The sequence below is a fragment of the Burkholderia pulmonis genome (assembly GCF_984667975.1).
Genome location: NZ_OZ480188.1, coordinates 588,568 through 604,126 on the forward strand (window position 1 = coordinate 588,568; position 15,559 = coordinate 604,126).

The 15,559-nt window shown below is 64.7% G+C and carries 12 protein-coding genes; 2 read left to right on the forward strand and 10 right to left on the reverse strand.

Going from position 1 to position 15,559, the window contains the following annotated elements; translation table 11 throughout:
* Positions 1-23: 23 nt before the first annotated feature.
* The 7 genes from AC5LXK_RS34210 to andR all read right to left on the reverse strand — a co-directional run bounded on the left by AC5LXK_RS34210 (position 24) and on the right by andR (position 6,725).
* Positions 24-1,253 carry a dienelactone hydrolase family protein gene (locus AC5LXK_RS34210; protein WP_493395042.1) on the reverse strand — a complete coding sequence of 410 codons (1,230 nt, stop codon included), beginning with the start codon at positions 1,251-1,253 and terminating at the stop codon, positions 24-26.
* Positions 1,254-1,303: 50 nt separating this feature from the next.
* On the reverse strand, positions 1,304-2,152 hold the full coding sequence (locus AC5LXK_RS34215) for an SDR family oxidoreductase (RefSeq protein ID WP_493395043.1): 849 nt from the start codon (positions 2,150-2,152) through the stop codon (positions 1,304-1,306).
* The gene (locus AC5LXK_RS34220; RefSeq protein WP_493395044.1) at positions 2,149-2,787 is read right to left on the reverse strand and encodes a cysteine hydrolase family protein; all 639 of its coding nucleotides are present in this window, start codon (positions 2,785-2,787) and stop codon (positions 2,149-2,151) included. Before AC5LXK_RS34220 ends, AC5LXK_RS34215 begins: the two co-directional genes overlap by 4 nt.
* Positions 2,784-3,320 carry an aromatic-ring-hydroxylating dioxygenase subunit beta gene (locus tag AC5LXK_RS34225; RefSeq protein ID WP_493395045.1) on the reverse strand — a complete coding sequence of 179 codons (537 nt, stop codon included), beginning with the start codon at positions 3,318-3,320 and terminating at the stop codon, positions 2,784-2,786. Before AC5LXK_RS34225 ends, AC5LXK_RS34220 begins: the two co-directional genes overlap by 4 nt.
* Positions 3,320-4,657 (reverse strand): aromatic ring-hydroxylating dioxygenase subunit alpha, encoded by a 1,338-nt coding sequence (locus tag AC5LXK_RS34230; RefSeq protein WP_493395046.1) that lies wholly within the window; start codon positions 4,655-4,657, stop codon positions 3,320-3,322. Before AC5LXK_RS34230 ends, AC5LXK_RS34225 begins: the two co-directional genes overlap by 1 nt.
* A gap of 22 nt (positions 4,658-4,679) precedes the next feature.
* Complete coding sequence (locus AC5LXK_RS34235; protein WP_493395047.1) at positions 4,680-5,639, reverse strand: PDR/VanB family oxidoreductase; 960 nt, start codon at positions 5,637-5,639, stop codon at positions 4,680-4,682.
* A gap of 102 nt (positions 5,640-5,741) precedes the next feature.
* Positions 5,742-6,725: an anthranilate 1,2-dioxygenase regulatory protein AndR gene (andR, locus tag AC5LXK_RS34240; protein ID WP_493395048.1), complete on the reverse strand. Its 984-nt coding sequence runs from the start codon at positions 6,723-6,725 to the stop codon at positions 5,742-5,744.
* Positions 6,726-7,024: 299 nt separating this feature from the next.
* Here andR and AC5LXK_RS34245 point away from each other — a divergent pair, with 299 nt between their 5' ends.
* Both AC5LXK_RS34245 and AC5LXK_RS34250 read left to right on the forward strand, forming a co-directional pair.
* Positions 7,025-7,831: a helix-turn-helix transcriptional regulator gene (locus AC5LXK_RS34245; RefSeq protein ID WP_493395049.1), complete on the forward strand. Its 807-nt coding sequence runs from the start codon at positions 7,025-7,027 to the stop codon at positions 7,829-7,831.
* A 49-nt stretch (positions 7,832-7,880) separates the two neighbouring features.
* Positions 7,881-8,408 (forward strand): cupin domain-containing protein, encoded by a 528-nt coding sequence (locus AC5LXK_RS34250; protein ID WP_493395050.1) that lies wholly within the window; start codon positions 7,881-7,883, stop codon positions 8,406-8,408.
* A 546-nt stretch (positions 8,409-8,954) separates the two neighbouring features.
* Here the strand turns inward: AC5LXK_RS34250 and AC5LXK_RS34255 are convergent.
* From AC5LXK_RS34255 to AC5LXK_RS34265, 3 genes are all read right to left on the reverse strand, one after another.
* On the reverse strand, positions 8,955-9,269 hold the full coding sequence (locus tag AC5LXK_RS34255) for a helicase (protein WP_493395051.1): 315 nt from the start codon (positions 9,267-9,269) through the stop codon (positions 8,955-8,957).
* 410 nt (positions 9,270-9,679) lie between these two features.
* Positions 9,680-11,050 (reverse strand): MFS transporter, encoded by a 1,371-nt coding sequence (locus AC5LXK_RS34260; protein ID WP_493395052.1) that lies wholly within the window; start codon positions 11,048-11,050, stop codon positions 9,680-9,682.
* 526 nt (positions 11,051-11,576) lie between these two features.
* Positions 11,577-15,488, reverse strand: coding sequence for a Dyp-type peroxidase (locus AC5LXK_RS34265; RefSeq protein ID WP_493395053.1), 3,912 nt, complete (start codon positions 15,486-15,488; stop codon positions 11,577-11,579).
* Positions 15,489-15,559: the final 71 nt, after the last annotated feature.

Consider the following 15,559-nt stretch of genomic DNA (forward strand, 5'->3'; position numbering starts at 1 on the left):
CGATGCATCCGGTGCGGCGCGCGTCACGCTCGCGCCGGTTCGCTCTCGCGCCAGCGTGCCATCAGCGTGTTCGACGGCAGCGTTTCGTCGCGCAGCTTGCGTGCGACGTCGACGCCGGAGACCGGCAATCCTTGTGGATCGAGCAGCCCGAGCTGCACGAGCACGCTCGCCTGATCCCAGTAGATATGTTCGTTGTATAGCCTGGGCCCGCGAAACTCGACGATGACGACCATCGGAATCTCCACGCGCTTGCCGGTCGGCGCGACGCCGGGCAGCAGCCAGTCGATCTCCCGGTCGTGCGTAAACGTCAGGATGAATTCGTCCACCATCCGATCGACGCCGACCACGCGCGAGATCGGCGCCATCGCCATGTCGGCCGGATTGCTGTGGATGAAGTGATGCGTGTAGAAGCGCCTGAGTTCCGTGTACCCGGTGCCACCCGTCATGGTCGGCACGTGGTTCACGTACGGCTCGGACACCATCGTCCGCATCGTCTCGTCGGGATCGCGCGCGGCGAACTCCAGATGGAAGTGATGATCGGCGAGCGCGCCCAGGTCGTAGTCGGGGCCGAGCACCTTGCGAAACACGGCGAGACTGCGCGTATGCGCGGACATCGCGGCTGCTTTGACGAAGGTCGGGCCGCTGCGGCTGAATGCATGACCGGCGCCGTCGTATTCGTAGAGCTTCACGTTCGGCTTGCCGCCCAGCGCCGCGCGTATCGACGCCACGGTTCCGGGCGGATTGAGCGGATCGTCGACGCCGAAATGCAGTGCGAGCGGGCACGTGACGCGCTCGGCCAGATCGAGCGACTGCTCGATGCCGACGCCGTAGTAGCCGACCGCGCAGTCGACGCCGCACTGCGCCGCGGCGAGCCAGGCGAGCTTGCCGCCGAGGCAGAAGCCGAGCACGCCGACCTTGCCGTTCGATTCGGGCAGCGTGCGCGCACGGGCGACCGTCGCGCGGATATCGTCGACGGCGCCGGCCACATCGAGACGCCCGTAATAGTCGAAGGCCTTTGCATGGTCGGCTTCGCCGTAACCGAGCTCGATGTTCGGGCCAAACGGGTGGAACAGGTCCGGCGCGATGACGACATAGCCCTCGGCCGCATAAAGATCCGCCACTTCGCGCATCTCGGCGTTCACGCCGAAAATCTCCTGCAGCAACACGATGACCGGGCCGCTGCCGGCTTCCGGCAGCGCGAGATAGGCGTCGAACGCTGCGTCGCCCCGTTCGATTCTGATTTGCTTCGTCATGGATGAACTCCCGATGGAGTAGGGGGAAAGAATGCGGGCCGCACGGTTCGCTACCGCGATGCCTGCCGCTCGAACCATTCGCGCGGCGAGCGGCCCTGGTCCGGCCCGAGGATCGAAAAACCGCCGTCGACGGGCACGTCGATACCGGTGATCCACGACGCATCGTCCGAACAGAGAAACGCGACGACTCGCCCGATCTCGTCGCCGCGGCCGACCCGGCCGAGCGCATGCAGCGGCCGGCCCACGCTGTCGGCGACCTCGACCGAGCCGCCCGCGAGCCGCTCCAGCGACGGTGACCAGGTCCAGGCCGGCGACACACTGACCGCCCGCAGGTCGCGCGGCGCGAGATCCACGGCAAGGTTGCGCGTGAGCTGCAGCAGCGCGGCCTTCGACGCCGGATACAGCGCGCGTCCCGCCGCACCGAACTTGCCGCCGACGCTGCCGAGGTTGACGATCACGCCGCGTGGCCGCAGATGCGGCGCGGCTTTCTGCGCGAGGATCGCCGCGGAGACGAGATTGACGTCGAGCAGGCGCGACCACTGTTCGCGCGTCGAGGCCAGGCCCGCGTCGTCGTAGCTGCACGCATTGTTCACGACGATGTCGAGGCCGCCGAAGGCCGCAATACCCGCCGCGATCGCGCGGTCGAGCTGCGCGTCGTCGGTGACGTCGGTCGGTACGGAGCGTGCCGCGGCGCCGATCGAAGCGGCCAGCGCATGGCCGGCCTCGACGTCGAGCCCCGCGATCAGCACGCACGCGCCCTCGTTCGCGAGGGTGCGCGCGATGTCGGCGCCGAGCCCTTGCGTCGCACCGGTGACGATCGCGACCTTGCCCGCAAGGCGCGCGCTCGCGCTCTCCGGGCGCGCCTGCAGAGCCGATTCGGAAGGGCGCGAGACGTTCATGCACCCTCCGTATTCGACACAGGGCCGAACAGCTCGGCCACGCTGGAAATCGCCGCAATCAACCGCATCGACTCGAGCGAGGCGTCATGCTGGCGACGATCCGCGCATGCGCATGCATCGGCCGCGACGGTCACGCGATAGCCGAGATCGGCGGCATGGCGGGCCGTCATCTCCACGGTCGAGTGCGTCGCGACGCCCGCGACGATCAGGTGACGTACGTCGAGCGCCGTGAGGATCCGTTCCAGCGGCGTCCCGATGAAACCGCTCGTGCACTGGTGATGCACGACGTGGTCGAGCGCGCGCGCCGGATCGGGTTCGAGCGTCGGGTAGAACTGCGCGCCCCAGCTGCCGTCGCGCAGCGCGCCGAGCTCGGCGGTACGTACGAAGACCGGTGCGTTGCGCGGCAGATCCGCATAGTCTTCGCGGAAGACGATACGGACATGCACGAGCGGCAAACCGCGCGAGCGTGCACCGGCCAGCAGCGCGCCTGCCGCGTCGAGCACCGCCGCGCGCCCGGGCTGGTCGGTGTTGAAGCCGACGCGGATCTTGCCGCGCGGATCGAGCACGTCGTTCTGGTAATGCAGCGCGATCACGGCCGTGCGCGCCAACGGCGTCGAAAGCGATTCGGCGTTCACACGAATACCTCCAGGTTCGCGAGCGCGTCCGTCGAGTTGATGAGATCGACTCGCTTCAGGTAGATCTTCCACTCCGGACCACGTGTATCGAGCTTGTGCGTGACGAGCCCCGCGAGCGTGCGCTGCCCGATCCGCCATTCGTTGACGATCTGCGTCGAGTGAACGACCAGCCGGCCGGCTGCGTCGCGGCCGTCGACGATCACGTTGCCGACCAGGCGCACCGTACGCGTCGCCGGCTGCTGCGACCAGTTGCGTCGGTTCGTCACGCGGGCCGCGCGCACTTCGCGCAGCGTCGCGTCCTCCCAGAACAGCGAGATATGGTCGCGCGGGCTGGCCTGGCTCGGCTCGTGCGGCAGCCAGTACATGCCGTCCGGTGTCCACAGGTCGAGCCACCCGTCGAACGCGCGCGTATCGAGCAGCCGCGCCTCGCGAAACAGGAACTGTGCCGCCTGCGCCTGCAGCGCGGCGTCGGAGGCAAGGGCAGGGGCGTCGACCGCGACGGTCGACAGATCGAAAGCCGGATCGTGCAGCATCAGGCGTCTCCTTCGCGCGTGCGCGCGGGTTGGCCGGCCTCGTCGACCATGAAACGCTTCCACGCGGCGAACTGGTTGCGCATCGGCAATTCGCTGGTGCCGTTGATCGACACGAAGCCGTCGTCCGTCGCGCGATCCGTGCCGGCGTAGCGATGCATGCTCACCCATTCGCCGCCGCGCGTCCGGTTGCCCTCCTGGCAGCGCGCGTAGACTTCGACGTCGTCGGGCATCACGTTCGACGACGGGGAATTGATCACGTTCGCGTAGGTCAACGCGCGCTCGAACACCTCGTCGGGCGCACCTTTCAGGCGAAACAGCTGGATTTCGACCAGCGTCTGGTCCACCGCAACCGGGCGGATCACGCGAAACTGCTGAAATACCGTGTGCGGGGAACCGCTGGCGTAGATCACCGTGTTGTGGCGGTTCATGCCGAGAATCCCGCGCGCGCGCTCGTCGCCGTAGGCCTGCGCAAGCACCGCGAAATGCGCGCTCGACACGGCATCGCGCTCGGCGGCCGCCGGATCGAAAATGCCTTCCATGTAACCGTGGCCGTACGTGTACGCGCGCAGCTCCAGTTTTTCCCAGAATTCGTACGGTTCGCCATTGCCGTCCATGACAAGCAGCTCGAACGGCATCGCCCCCAGTTCCGCGGCCCGCGAGCGGGCCGACACCACCGACGACTCGTGCGTGACCGGCGCGTGCATCGTGTCGTGCAGGTTCTCGTAGAACACTTTCCAGTTCGAACGCTGCAGGACACGGAATACCCCGCCCGTCACCTCGACCTCGCCGACCGGCGAGCGGTCGCACAGATTGTCGATCGACGAGACGACGCCATTCAGGAACGTCCGCAGATCCGGGCCCTCGGCGCTCTGGCTGGCGAACACGAAGCCGCGATAGCTGTCCACGCGCGCCACGCGGCGCATCGAGAAATCCGGATGCTGCGGGTCGAAGCAGGTGTTCTGCAGGCCGTTGCGCAGCGGCGCCGACAGGTGCGTGCCGTCGTGCCTGAAGGTCCACGCGTGATAGGGACACCGGAAGAATTTTCCGACCGAGCCGTCGCCGTCGGGTACGATTTTCGCGCCCTTGTGCGGGCACCGGTTGTAGATCACGTGAATCGCGCCGTCCGATGCACGCACCATCACGACTTCCTGGTCGCCCAGACGCGTCGTGTGATAGTCGCCGGCCGCCTTGACCTGGCTTTCGTGGCCGACGTAGATCCACGCACGGCCGTAGATCCGCTCCATTTCCAGCGCGAAGATCGCCGGGTCGGTGTAGAGGCGTTTGTGCACGCTGTCGGGGCGCACCAGACCCGCGAGGGTCTCGTTGGTAAGGCTCATCGGGTTTCCTCGAAAGGGAGGGTCAAAGGTCCAGGACCAGGTGCGCGCCGTTCGCGCGCGACACGCACGGACAGAACGCGCCGCGCGCGCGATCGTCGTCGGCGAGGCAGATGTCGCGGTGATCGGGATCGCCGTCCAGCAGGCGGACCGCGCACACGCCGCAATCGCCGCGCCGGCAGTCGTAGAGCGGATCGAGGCCGGCTTCGATCATCGCGTCGAGAATCGACGTGCCGGGCGGCACGTGCAGCGTGCGCCCGGACCCCGCGAGGCGGACTTCGACCGCCGCATCCGAGCCGGGCGCGACCGGCGCGGCAAAGCGCTCGCAATGCAGTGCATCGTCGTGCCAGCCGAGACGCCGGGCGACCGCGAGTGTCGCTTCGATGAGGCCGGCGGGGCCGCAAACGTACAGATGCTTGCCGCTTTCAGGCGCGCCGATCGTTTCGGCCAGCGGCATGCCGCGCGACGGTTCGCCGTGGTCGAACCAGCATGTCGCGCCGGGCAACGCGGCGACCTCGTCGCGATAGGCCATCGAGGCGGCATCACGCGCCGCGTAGTGCAGGGCGAACGGGCGTCCGGCATGCGTCAATTCGCGGGCCATCGAGAGAATCGGCGTGATGCCGATGCCGCCCGCCACCAGCAGGTGCCGGTGCGCGTTTGCGGCGAGCGGGAAATCGTTTCTGGGTGGATCGATGTCGAATGCATCGCCGGGCGTGCACGCGTGCATCCACTGCGAACCGCCGCTTCCCGCGGGTTCGCGCAACACCGCGATTTCGTAATGGTCGACCGGTCCGGCACTGTCGCCGGCGTTCACGAGGGAATACGCGCGCCGTTGGGTGCGAGGGGAAAGCGGCACGTGCACGCCGATATGCGCGCCGGCCGCGAACCCCGGCAGCGGGCCGCCGTCTGCGGCGACGAGATGCAATCGGCGGATTACGGGCGTCAGGGCGTCGATACGCTCGACGCGGATTCTGAGCGGGGACATCCAGCGGCTCCGTTGAATTCAGAGGAGCCCACTGTATGCGGGCGATTGAGCCGCGAATATCCGTCGAGCGCAGCGCCTGTCCGGCGCGCGCAGAATTCCGGCTCAGCTGGCGGACTGGCGGGCGCGGCGCAACGTATCCGACGGCGATTCGCCGAACGTTTCACGGTACAGGGCAGCGAAGCGGCCCAGATTCGCGAAGCCGCAACAGAGCGCCACGTCGGCCACGCGGTCGGTCTCGCGGGCCTGCAGCAGCCGGTCGCGCGCATGTTCGAGACGCCGTTCGCGGACCATCTGCATCGGGCTGCCGCGCGAAAAGCGCTGAAAGCTGTCGAGCAGCGTACGCACGGGCACGCCGGCGTCCAGCGCGATGTCGGCCAGCGTGATCGGCCCGCACGCGTGTTCGGCGATATAGGCTTCCGCACGCTTGACCGTGCGCGGCACGAGCGCCGTGCCGCCGGGCCTCGTCCGGCAGTGATGGGGTTGGCCGGCGAGCAGGAGCGAGATCACGAGCCGTTCGAATTCGAGCGCGATGCGGCGGTCGCGCTGCGCGAGCGCGACGGTCTCCGGCGACGAGGCCATCACGCGCAACTGCGCGAGCCACGGCAGGAGTTCGGGGCGGGAGAGGTCGAGCACCGGCTCGATCTGCAGATGCTCGTAACCCGTGTGCGCGAGGATCGCGTGCTTGTCGACGCGCACGAAGAACTGCTCGCAGTCGCGGGAGAACGTGCCGCCGAAACGGGTGGCCGGGCCGACGATGACACCCTGGGCCGGCCCGACGATCACGCGCCGGCCGCCGACGCTCACGTCCGCATAGCCGCCCAGGCTGAGGATGGCGAGATAGTAGTCTTCGATTTCGCCGGCATCGACGCCCATCGCGACGTCGTAACCGATCGTGCCGAACCCGACGCTGTCGATCCGCACGTAGTCCATGTACGCCGAATAGCCGCCGCGCGCGCTGCCCGGCGTGAGTCGATGCTGCTGCAACACCGCGGCGATCCGCTCGCGCGTGTCGTCGATATCGACCGATTCGAAATAGCGGTATCGACGGAGCAGGGTCGGCTCGATCGGCAAGGAAGCATTGGACATGGCGAATCTTCTTTGCGTATGCGGGGAAACCCGGGGTGCGAAATCGATCGATCGCGGTCGTGTTCCGGGGGGTACGCCCACTCTACACGTTTGCGACACCGTCAATAAAACGCGAAAGAACGGCTTCCGGATACTTGCGCGAATCGGACACGCGACCGAATGCGATTGCGTTTACCGGCTAGATCGCGATCGTCGGCCGGCGCCATACTCGTCGACGTCGCCGCGCGCGCAGGCGATCGAAGCCGCGGCAGGCGCGCTGGACGATGCCGGCGGCACTCCCCACGCTCGCCTGGAAATCGATGATCTCCTCACCCCGCGCCCTCGCGGTATCGCCCGCTCACGACGGCTTCGACGCGCGCGACGTCGCCGCGTTGCTCGAGCTTGCGCGCGGCGGCACGCTTGCACAGATCAGCGGCCGCTGCCTGGCCTGCCTCATGACCGGGTTCGATGCATGTGCGGGCGGCTTCTATTTGCTCGCTCCGGATACGCGCCCGATTGCCTGCGAAACCGACGGCGTGCCGATCGACTTTCTCGACGAATACGAAGCCGCCATACGCGAGCGCGATCCGGTGCTGCACGTCGTGTTGCGCTCGCGTCACGCGATGACGGGGGGGGCCCTGCCGGCGGCCGTATGGGGGCATTCGCTGGCATCGCGGCACCTGCGGCGCTGGGGCTTCGGTCCCAATCTCCAGGGGCCGCTCGAAGCGGGCGGCAAGATCGTCGGCACGCTGAACCTTGCACGCGGGGCAGGCGACGAACCGTTCGATGCGCGCGACATCGCGCGGTTCGCCTGGGTATGCCGGGCGGTATCGGTTGCCGTCGGCCAGCCGGGCGCACTGCACGCGGGCGCGTGCTCGCCGCGCTTCACCGATCCGTGCGATCCGCTGCCGCCGCGCGCCGCCGCCGTCGGCCGCCTCGTGCGCGACGGGACGCCGAACAAGGCGATCGCGCGCACGCTCGGCATTTCGGAACACACCGTCAAGGAGCATGTTCGCGCGTTGTGCGGGCGCTTCGGCGCCGCCAACCGTACCGCGCTGAGCGCGATGCTGGCGTTGCGGTCAACCCCCTCGTCCGGCGGGATTGAGACCGCGTGCGCACGTCGCTAGATTGTGCGTTCGCGACCAGCCGGTCGCTTCATCCGGGAGCACGACAACCATGACTCACCCCACGACGAGCGACGCCGTCGGCTCAGCCGACCCGCGGCAACCCGCCCATTGCCGCCTGAACGACGGCGGATTCATCACGCGCTCGAAGCTGATTCCGTGGACGCGGCTCGACAAGCCCGGCCTCGAAGGCATTCAGTACAAGATCCTCAATTTCGATGAAAACCGCGGTTACATGGTCGTGCTGAACACCTTCGATCCCGGTTCGCGATTCGCCCCGCACAAACACATGGGCGCCGTCGAGATCTTCATGCTCTCGGGTTCGTTCTTCTACGACAACGGCCAGGTATTCGCCGACGATTTCATGCTCGAGGCAGGCGGCGTCACGCACGCACCGGGCTCCGACGACGGTGCGTTGATGCTCGCGATATTTCACGGGCCGCTTCAGATCCTGGATCAGGACGGCAGCGTCCTCGTGACAGTCGGCATCGACGAAATGTACGCACTCGCGAAGCGGAATGGCGCCGTCGCCCATCTGAACAAGACCGAGCATCGCGTGGCGCTGACGTCGGGGGCCTGAGCGGGTTGCAATCGTGCGGGACGACCAGTCGCTGGATCTGGCGGCGGCTGGTGTCGAGCGGGTTGGCGGAGCGGAGCGCCGTGACGTGACGTGCGAGACGGCTCGGATACGCCCAATCGACTCGCGAAAATTCAATCCATGGCGCGGCTATGAACGCGGCATCGAACAAGCGAAGCAGGGGATCGATACCGATTGGCAGGTCGGTGCTCAAAGGCCGCGGCGCCTGGCGCGCTGCGCGAGGCCGGCACCTGATCGCTTTCGACGCCAGTGCGGACGGGTTTGAAGCGCTTACCTTCGACTGGATTGTTGAGGAGGCGCATCCCCGTGGCGGGCTGGATTCAACGTGCAGGGGAAACAGGGCGAATGCGTCTCGGCGCGCACTCGAGATCCACGACAGCTACCCCTGATTTAACGACTGCGCAGCGCGATTCAGTCCGACGCGCGGTTCCAACCCGAGGCATGTATGTCCGAAAGCGTGCGCCGGATAGTCGGCCCCGGCTCCAGAACAGGCGTAACGCTCCCGTCGACTGTCGTTCCGACCACCTTTTATGCGTCTTTCAGCCAGGGCATTTCCACGGGCGACACGACCAGCTGCCGGAATTCGCGTTTCAGATCGAAGATGAACCCGACCAGGATCATGGAGTCGGCGTAAGGAATCGGAAAGACATGCGGATTTTCCGGGGTACGCAGGGGGCGCTCAGGCGTGTCCGCTGTCGCCGCGGCGTTCTCGCGAACGCTTTCCAGTTCGTCGGCCATGCCGAGTTCACCGGTTTTCAGTACGCGGCTGCGCAGGTCGCTGAAGGGCTCGATGCGCGCAGCGTCTTCGTGGTATTCGGGCACTTCGTAAATGAACCAGGACATTTTCGTCTCCTGTGAGAAGGGGCGATATTCTAACGCTGCGCGAAGATTCACCGAAAATCGGCCATGCTCGGTCGCAGCAACGCAGGCCCGCCGCGAGTTGCTTCGACGCGGCGGATCGCACCGCGGTCTGGCAGGTCGATCATTGCCGAGTACGTGGGAAATGACGCAGGATCGCGAACGAGACGAGCGATTCGGGTAAGGGGCCACGGGAGCAGCATCGGCATCTTCGCCGGCGAAGGCGAAATCGAAGGCAACACGCTGGTGCGCTTTGGCGTGCGTACGGAGATCACGCCACGCTCGACCGCCCCCGCCGGGTAAGACAGCGTGGCAATGGTGGCCCCATCGGATGGCAGGAGCGACGCAGGCGAGCGAACGACCGGCCGTCATCGCCGCCTGAGCCGGCCAATTCGTCAAGTCACCGGCGGCGCATGCCCGTGATCCCCCAAACCCCGGGCGTCGTCGTATTCCCGCGAAATATCCTTGTTCGTATAGTCCCCGAGCTGCGACGCGGCAAACACGCTCAGCACCGCACACACCAGCACGTACGCCGCGATCGCATACCCCGAGTGGTAGTACGCAAACAGCGCCGTTGCAATCAGCGGTGCCGGCCCCCCTGCAATGACCGAAGCAAGCTGATAACCCATCGACGCGCCGCTATACCGCAACCGCCCGGTGAACGACTCGGCAATCAACGCAGCCTGCGGTCCATACATCATCGAATGCGGAACCAGCGACAACACGATGGCCGCGAAGATCCATACCGGATTCCGGCTATCGACCATCGCGAAGTAGACGAATCCGAACACACCGACGGCAACCGCACCGATCACGTACATCCGCCGCCGCCCGATCAGGTCCGACACGTGCCCGAACAGCGGAATGGTGAAGAACTCGACCACGGATGCGACCAGCACCGCCGCCAGCAGCAGTTCGCGCGTGACGCCCAGCGCCGTGATCCCGTAAGTGAACACGAACGCCGTGTAGATATAGAACGGCGCCTGTTCGGCCATCCGTGCAAACGCCGACAGCACGATGTCCTTCGGGTGCTTGCGCAGCACATCGAGCATCGGCGTCTTCTCGATCCGGCGCTCGGCCAGGAGCTTCGCGAAGATCGGCGTCTCGAGAATGTTCAGGCGGATATAGAGCCCGATCGCAACCAGTACGATGCTGAGGAAAAACGGCACGCGCCAGCCCCACGTGACGAAAGCGCTGCCGGAAATCCAGCTCATGGCCAGCACGGCAAGGTTGGCGAGGAACAATCCCGCCGGCACGCCGAACTGCGGCCACGACGCGACGAAACCGCGATGCGCATTGGTGCGCGCCCACTCCATCGACATCAGGACCGAGCCGCCCCATTCGCCACCGACGCCGACGCCCTGGATGAAGCGCAGCACCGTGAGGATCACGGCGCCCCAGATGCCGATCGCGGCGTAGGTCGGAACGAAGGCCACGGCGAACGTGGCGAGCCCCATCAGCAACAGGGTCACGATCAGCGTGGCCTTGCGTCCGATGCGGTCGCCGTAATGGCCGAAGATCGCCGCGCCGACCGGCCGTGCGACAAAACCGACGGCATAGATCAGGAACGCCTGAAGCGTGCCGACGAGGGGGTGGGATTGCGGGAAATACAGCTTTGCGAAGACCAGGCCGGTGACCGTGCTGTAGAGGAAGAAGTCATACCATTCGATCGTGGTGCCAATCGTGCTGGCGATGACGGCGCGGCGCAACTGGCGCCGGGCTTCCTCGTCGGAGAGGGGCGTGGCCGCGGATTGCATGGCAGCCATTTTGATATCTCCCGGGAAAAGGGCGATAGAGAAATAAACCATACGCCCGGCGACAGGTTCCGGCAATCGGGAACTGCCGCGCGCGAACCTTTCATTCAGCCATCCTTATATATCATCATATGATATAAATGGTCATTCTCCGGCGTATCAATCAGGTTGGTGTGAAATGTGATCTGAGCGCACGCTGATGCCGAACCGCGTATCGCAGCACGTTCGGCGGCCGCATCTGACGCCGTTACGGCTCGCGCCGTGCGACCGTCCGAGCACGATGTCGAACCGGCTGATCTGCGTGTGCGACACGACCTTCAGACGACCCAGCTCCCGCATGCTCATGGTGAGCAGTCCGGGTTGGCACACGATGCGCTCCGGCAGTTCGAACCGCCAAAGCGTGTGCCGAAGCCATCGAGCTACGACATTTTCGCTCTACGCGAGCCGCGGCTACCGCCGATCGCCACGAACATCCGTTGGTACACAAATCATCCCATGCAGATGGGTCTTCTGCATGGGATGGGCTTCGTCGAGCTACCTATCGCCCCGCATGAAACGGACATTGCCTGCCCGGATCCGCTTTCACCTCCTCCGGCAAGGAAACGGGACGCCGCCGATGTTGCTCCTGTATCACCGGAAACACCGATGTGAAGAAGTTCGTCCAGCCGCCGGTGCGAACGCGAAGCAAATCGTATTTCTCAGGCGAGCCGGTTGCATCGGCGAAGGTGTCCGGGTTCGCCACGGTCACGGTCAAAATGTTGGATGCCTTTCCTTGCGCAAATTGACGCAGAACTTGCTTCAATTTCTCGGCCGGGAAATCCTCGGCGATATTGAAGTCGCTCGGTGCGCCATCGGACATCAGGCTCGAGCCGCTCCCTTCAAAGCCTGCCAATGCTTCGGCGAAGCCGGCGTACTGATGCTCGACCGGCAAATCCGCCGGACTCGGCGCCGCGCTCATGTCGGAGGCGACCGTCGTGCCCGTTCGTCTGCCGTCCGCGCTGGCGCCGTTCCAGGCTCCCATCTCCACATGGTTTTCGAATGTGCCGACGCCGGGCTGAATCTGAATTCCGAACGGATGATCGGCCGTCCCGTATTTGCTCGCGAAGCTCTGCAGGGTGTCGCGCAGCTGCGGCCAAGGCTGGGTAAACGTCTCGATCGAAATCTGCGCCACCAGCTCGACGATGGTATTGCCGAAGGCGTCGATTTCCGCATGGCCGCGGCCGTAGCGGGGCAGTGACAACGCCACTTCGCGCAAGCGCTTGAAACGGTCGGCGCGCGCCGTGATCCGGCTTTCCCCTGCGAGCTTGCTGATGAAGGGCTCCGTCATCTTGTAGCCCCAATCGCAGCACAGGCATTCCAGCAACTCGGGCAAGGTGGTGACGGCGGTCTCGTCGTCGAACACCAGGCGCTTGATCGCGTACAGGGAGTTGATCGTGGAGCTCAGCGCAATATAGCAAGGGCCATAGATGTTGTACTTGGCCCCACCGCTGTAGAAATCCAGGCCTTTGGCCAGGCAGTCGTCCATCAACGCATTCAGGATCGGAGACGGGCAATACTGGGTATTGTTGCCGTAGCTCATCAACTGGCCGTTGAACGCCTTGCGGTTGAGCCATTCGAAATGCTGCCGATACAACGCCAGCAACGCGTCGAAGCTTTCGATCTGCTCGGCCGGCCTCGTGGTCAGCGATACCGTTTGGCCGAACAGATAGCTTTGGCCCGCGCTGGAATAGGTCCTGCCTTGATTGAGCGCGCACTCCAGCGGCTGCAACGTGGAAAAGCCGCCTAGCGAGAACCAGTTTTCGCCGGGGAACTGGGGCTCGTAGCAGCCGTCGCACGCATAGTTCTGCGCCGATTTCATCTCCACGGCCGACCGCCACGCCTTGTTGCCTTGCAGCGGCTCGCCGCCGACGTCGTCGCCGCTGCGCCACAGGCCCTCGATGAGCGTCTCGTCGTTCAGCAGGATAGGATGAGCGCCGCCCGACAGTATCGCGTGCGCGGCTTCTTCCAGGATCTCGTCCGGGATGTCCTTGCGGGTGCGCAGCGACAGGCAGGGCGCATTGAGCGGCAAGCGGCCGGATGCGCGGAGGAACAGGCGGGTTACGTCGTTGTAGGCCGGCTTGGTCTTCGCCATATCGGTCTCGCCGTCCGCCACGGTCCCGCCGACGGTGATCTGCTGGATCCATTGACCGAGCGAAGCGCCCTGCGGATAAGGTCCGGAGCTGCCGCCCATCGCCAGATTGCCGAACGGCTGATGGTCTTCCATGAAGATGCGGTTCTGTTGGATCTTTTCGTCGAGCTTGATGTAGAAGGCGTCGATGATCTCTTGCGCTTCCTCGAGCGTGATGGCGTCCCGATCGAGATAGGGTTGCAGCAGTTGGTCCATGCGGCCGAATGCCGTCGGCTCGCCGTTCAAGTGCAGGCAGGTGTGCAACGTGAAAATGAATTGCACCGCTTCGACGAAGCTGCCGGGTTTTTCCGTCGCGAGCTTGCGCATGCGCCGTTCGATGGCCGTCAGATTCTGCTGCTCCCACGCCTGGCCCGGCTGCATGTCCTGCGCCATCTGCTTGGCCAGATCGGCGTAGTTCATGAAGTACTCGGAAATGCCTTGCAGCGCCAATGCCGTCGATTGATAGAGCTCCCGCTGCTGCTGGGTGGCGGCCTTCCTTTCGTATTGCGCGACCTCGTTCAACAGCCCGCCAAGACCAAGGTCGAGGGCTTTCCGGTAATCGGGAATGACGTGGCCGACGCCGGAGGCTTCGCTCAAGTTGGCAAGGAACCCGTTCAAGCGCTCGGCTTCGCTCAGGTATTTCATCACGTAGCGGCCTTCGCCCAGCGTCAGGTTGGGCATGGCGCCGACGATGATTTCCTCGGGGAAGATGCGGAAGGTGTCGGAGCCGTACACCACGGTCCCTTCTTCTTCCTTCGCTGCGGAATACGGGATCAGGCGGCCGTCGCTCAAGCGGATGCGCCGGCCGCGGAAACCGTATTCCGGCGACGTGAACAGGTGAAGGCTCAGGCGGATCGCCCAGCCCTTGCGCAACATGATGGATTCCCGCATGACGTCGGCCGGCTTGCCGGGCAAGTCGAACTGCGCCATGTAATACGCGATGTCGTGCTCGATTTCTTCCTGCTTGCGGTTGAAGTACCAGTTGTCCTGCCACAGCGAGAAAGTATTCTCGAGCAGGCTCAGTATCCGGTTCGACGGCGCCTCGAAATAGTCGCTGCGTTTATTCAGCTTGGTCGCCATGTTGAACAGGTAGTTGCTGTGGTTGTAGTACATCAACCCGTTCTCGGAGGCGACCGTGAAGTGGCGGTCCAGCCTCGACCAGTCGACGCCCGGAAATTTGTCCCACGTGCCGCGATTCAGCGCATCGAAGTTATTGGCATAGGCGTCGTCGTCCAGCAGCCCGAGATCCTGCAGGCTGGGAACGTAGAAGAATCCTCCCAGGTCCGAGCGCAGATGATTGAACAGACGGTCGTTCATGAAGCCATGAACGGCGCCGATCTGGTTTTGCATGACATCCTCGAGGATGCCGATCTCCTTGGCAAAGCCGGCGAAATAGATGCCTTCCTCATCGGCGGCGGTCACGGACTTCGGGTTGCGAAAGGTCGTGCCGGTTTGCGCGTTGCCGAAAGGCAGGCCCAGGCGCAGCACCGGCGTGGTGTTGCCGAACTCGTCCTGCACGCGCGACGCCTTGATGTGCGAGCGGGTATCGCGGTCGGGGATGATGGTGTCGTCCGTTTTTCTGCCAATCAGATCTTCGATTTGATCTTCCGACATCATGTTGATTTGATCCCAGTTGATCAGGAATCGCTGCGACAGAACGAACGACGCGCCGAAGTGCTCGACATCGTCCACGCCGACAATCGAATGTTTCGCGAGCGAGATCGGATCGGACGGATTGTTCAGGTTCTCGGCAAAGCGGCAACCGAGCACTCTGCCGCCGTTCGGCTTGTCGCTGCCGCCCGATTTGCTGGCCGCGCTTTGATGAAACGAATCACGGGTGTTTTCGCGCAGCCAGTTCTCGGTCAATTCCAGCACGATGTCGCACGCTTTAGCGTCGTCGCTCTTGATGTGGAACCAGAGGGTTGCCTCCGAATCCCTGAAGTTGCCGTTGGACGCGTCGAAGACCTTCGAGCGGAGGGGATGATCGTCCTGCGGGTAGCGCAGCCGCATCCCTTTGGGCAGGGGCATCTTCTCCTGCTCGCAAATCAGGGCCCAGTTTTCGAAGGACACGCCGGCAACCAGCGTAGTGTTCTTGCTGCCGAGCCGCGGGTCGGTGTTGATCTTGCGCCGGACCTCCTGCATCAGGATCGCAAGCTCGCTTCGGGTAATCGGATTCTTGAGCCAGAAACTCGAAAAAATCGCGAAAGGCGCGGGGTAAACCAGGCCGCGTTGCGTATGTTTCCAGACCTCGGTGAAACGCTCATTGAATGTCAGTTCGCTCATGATCGTATTTCCTGATTGACGGGAATGCTTGTGGGAACCGTTAGGAGTTGCTGCCGCGCCTGAGACAATGG

Coding starts and splice junctions, on each gene's coding strand:
- AC5LXK_RS34265 (WP_493395053.1), bottom strand. CDS start 15,488: ATGAGCGAACTGACATTCAATGAGCGTTTCACCGAGGTCTGGAAACAT.
- AC5LXK_RS34250 (WP_493395050.1), top strand. CDS start 7,881: ATGACTCACCCCACGACGAGCGACGCCGTCGGCTCAGCCGACCCGCGG.
- AC5LXK_RS34245 (WP_493395049.1), top strand. CDS start 7,025: ATGATCTCCTCACCCCGCGCCCTCGCGGTATCGCCCGCTCACGACGGC.
- AC5LXK_RS34230 (WP_493395046.1), bottom strand. CDS start 4,657: ATGAGCCTTACCAACGAGACCCTCGCGGGTCTGGTGCGCCCCGACAGC.
- AC5LXK_RS34225 (WP_493395045.1), bottom strand. CDS start 3,320: ATGCTGCACGATCCGGCTTTCGATCTGTCGACCGTCGCGGTCGACGCC.
- AC5LXK_RS34235 (WP_493395047.1), bottom strand. CDS start 5,639: ATGTCCCCGCTCAGAATCCGCGTCGAGCGTATCGACGCCCTGACGCCC.
- AC5LXK_RS34255 (WP_493395051.1), bottom strand. CDS start 9,269: ATGTCCTGGTTCATTTACGAAGTGCCCGAATACCACGAAGACGCTGCG.
- AC5LXK_RS34215 (WP_493395043.1), bottom strand. CDS start 2,152: ATGAACGTCTCGCGCCCTTCCGAATCGGCTCTGCAGGCGCGCCCGGAG.
- andR (WP_493395048.1), bottom strand. CDS start 6,725: ATGTCCAATGCTTCCTTGCCGATCGAGCCGACCCTGCTCCGTCGATAC.
- AC5LXK_RS34210 (WP_493395042.1), bottom strand. CDS start 1,253: ATGACGAAGCAAATCAGAATCGAACGGGGCGACGCAGCGTTCGACGCC.
- AC5LXK_RS34260 (WP_493395052.1), bottom strand. CDS start 11,050: ATGGCTGCCATGCAATCCGCGGCCACGCCCCTCTCCGACGAGGAAGCC.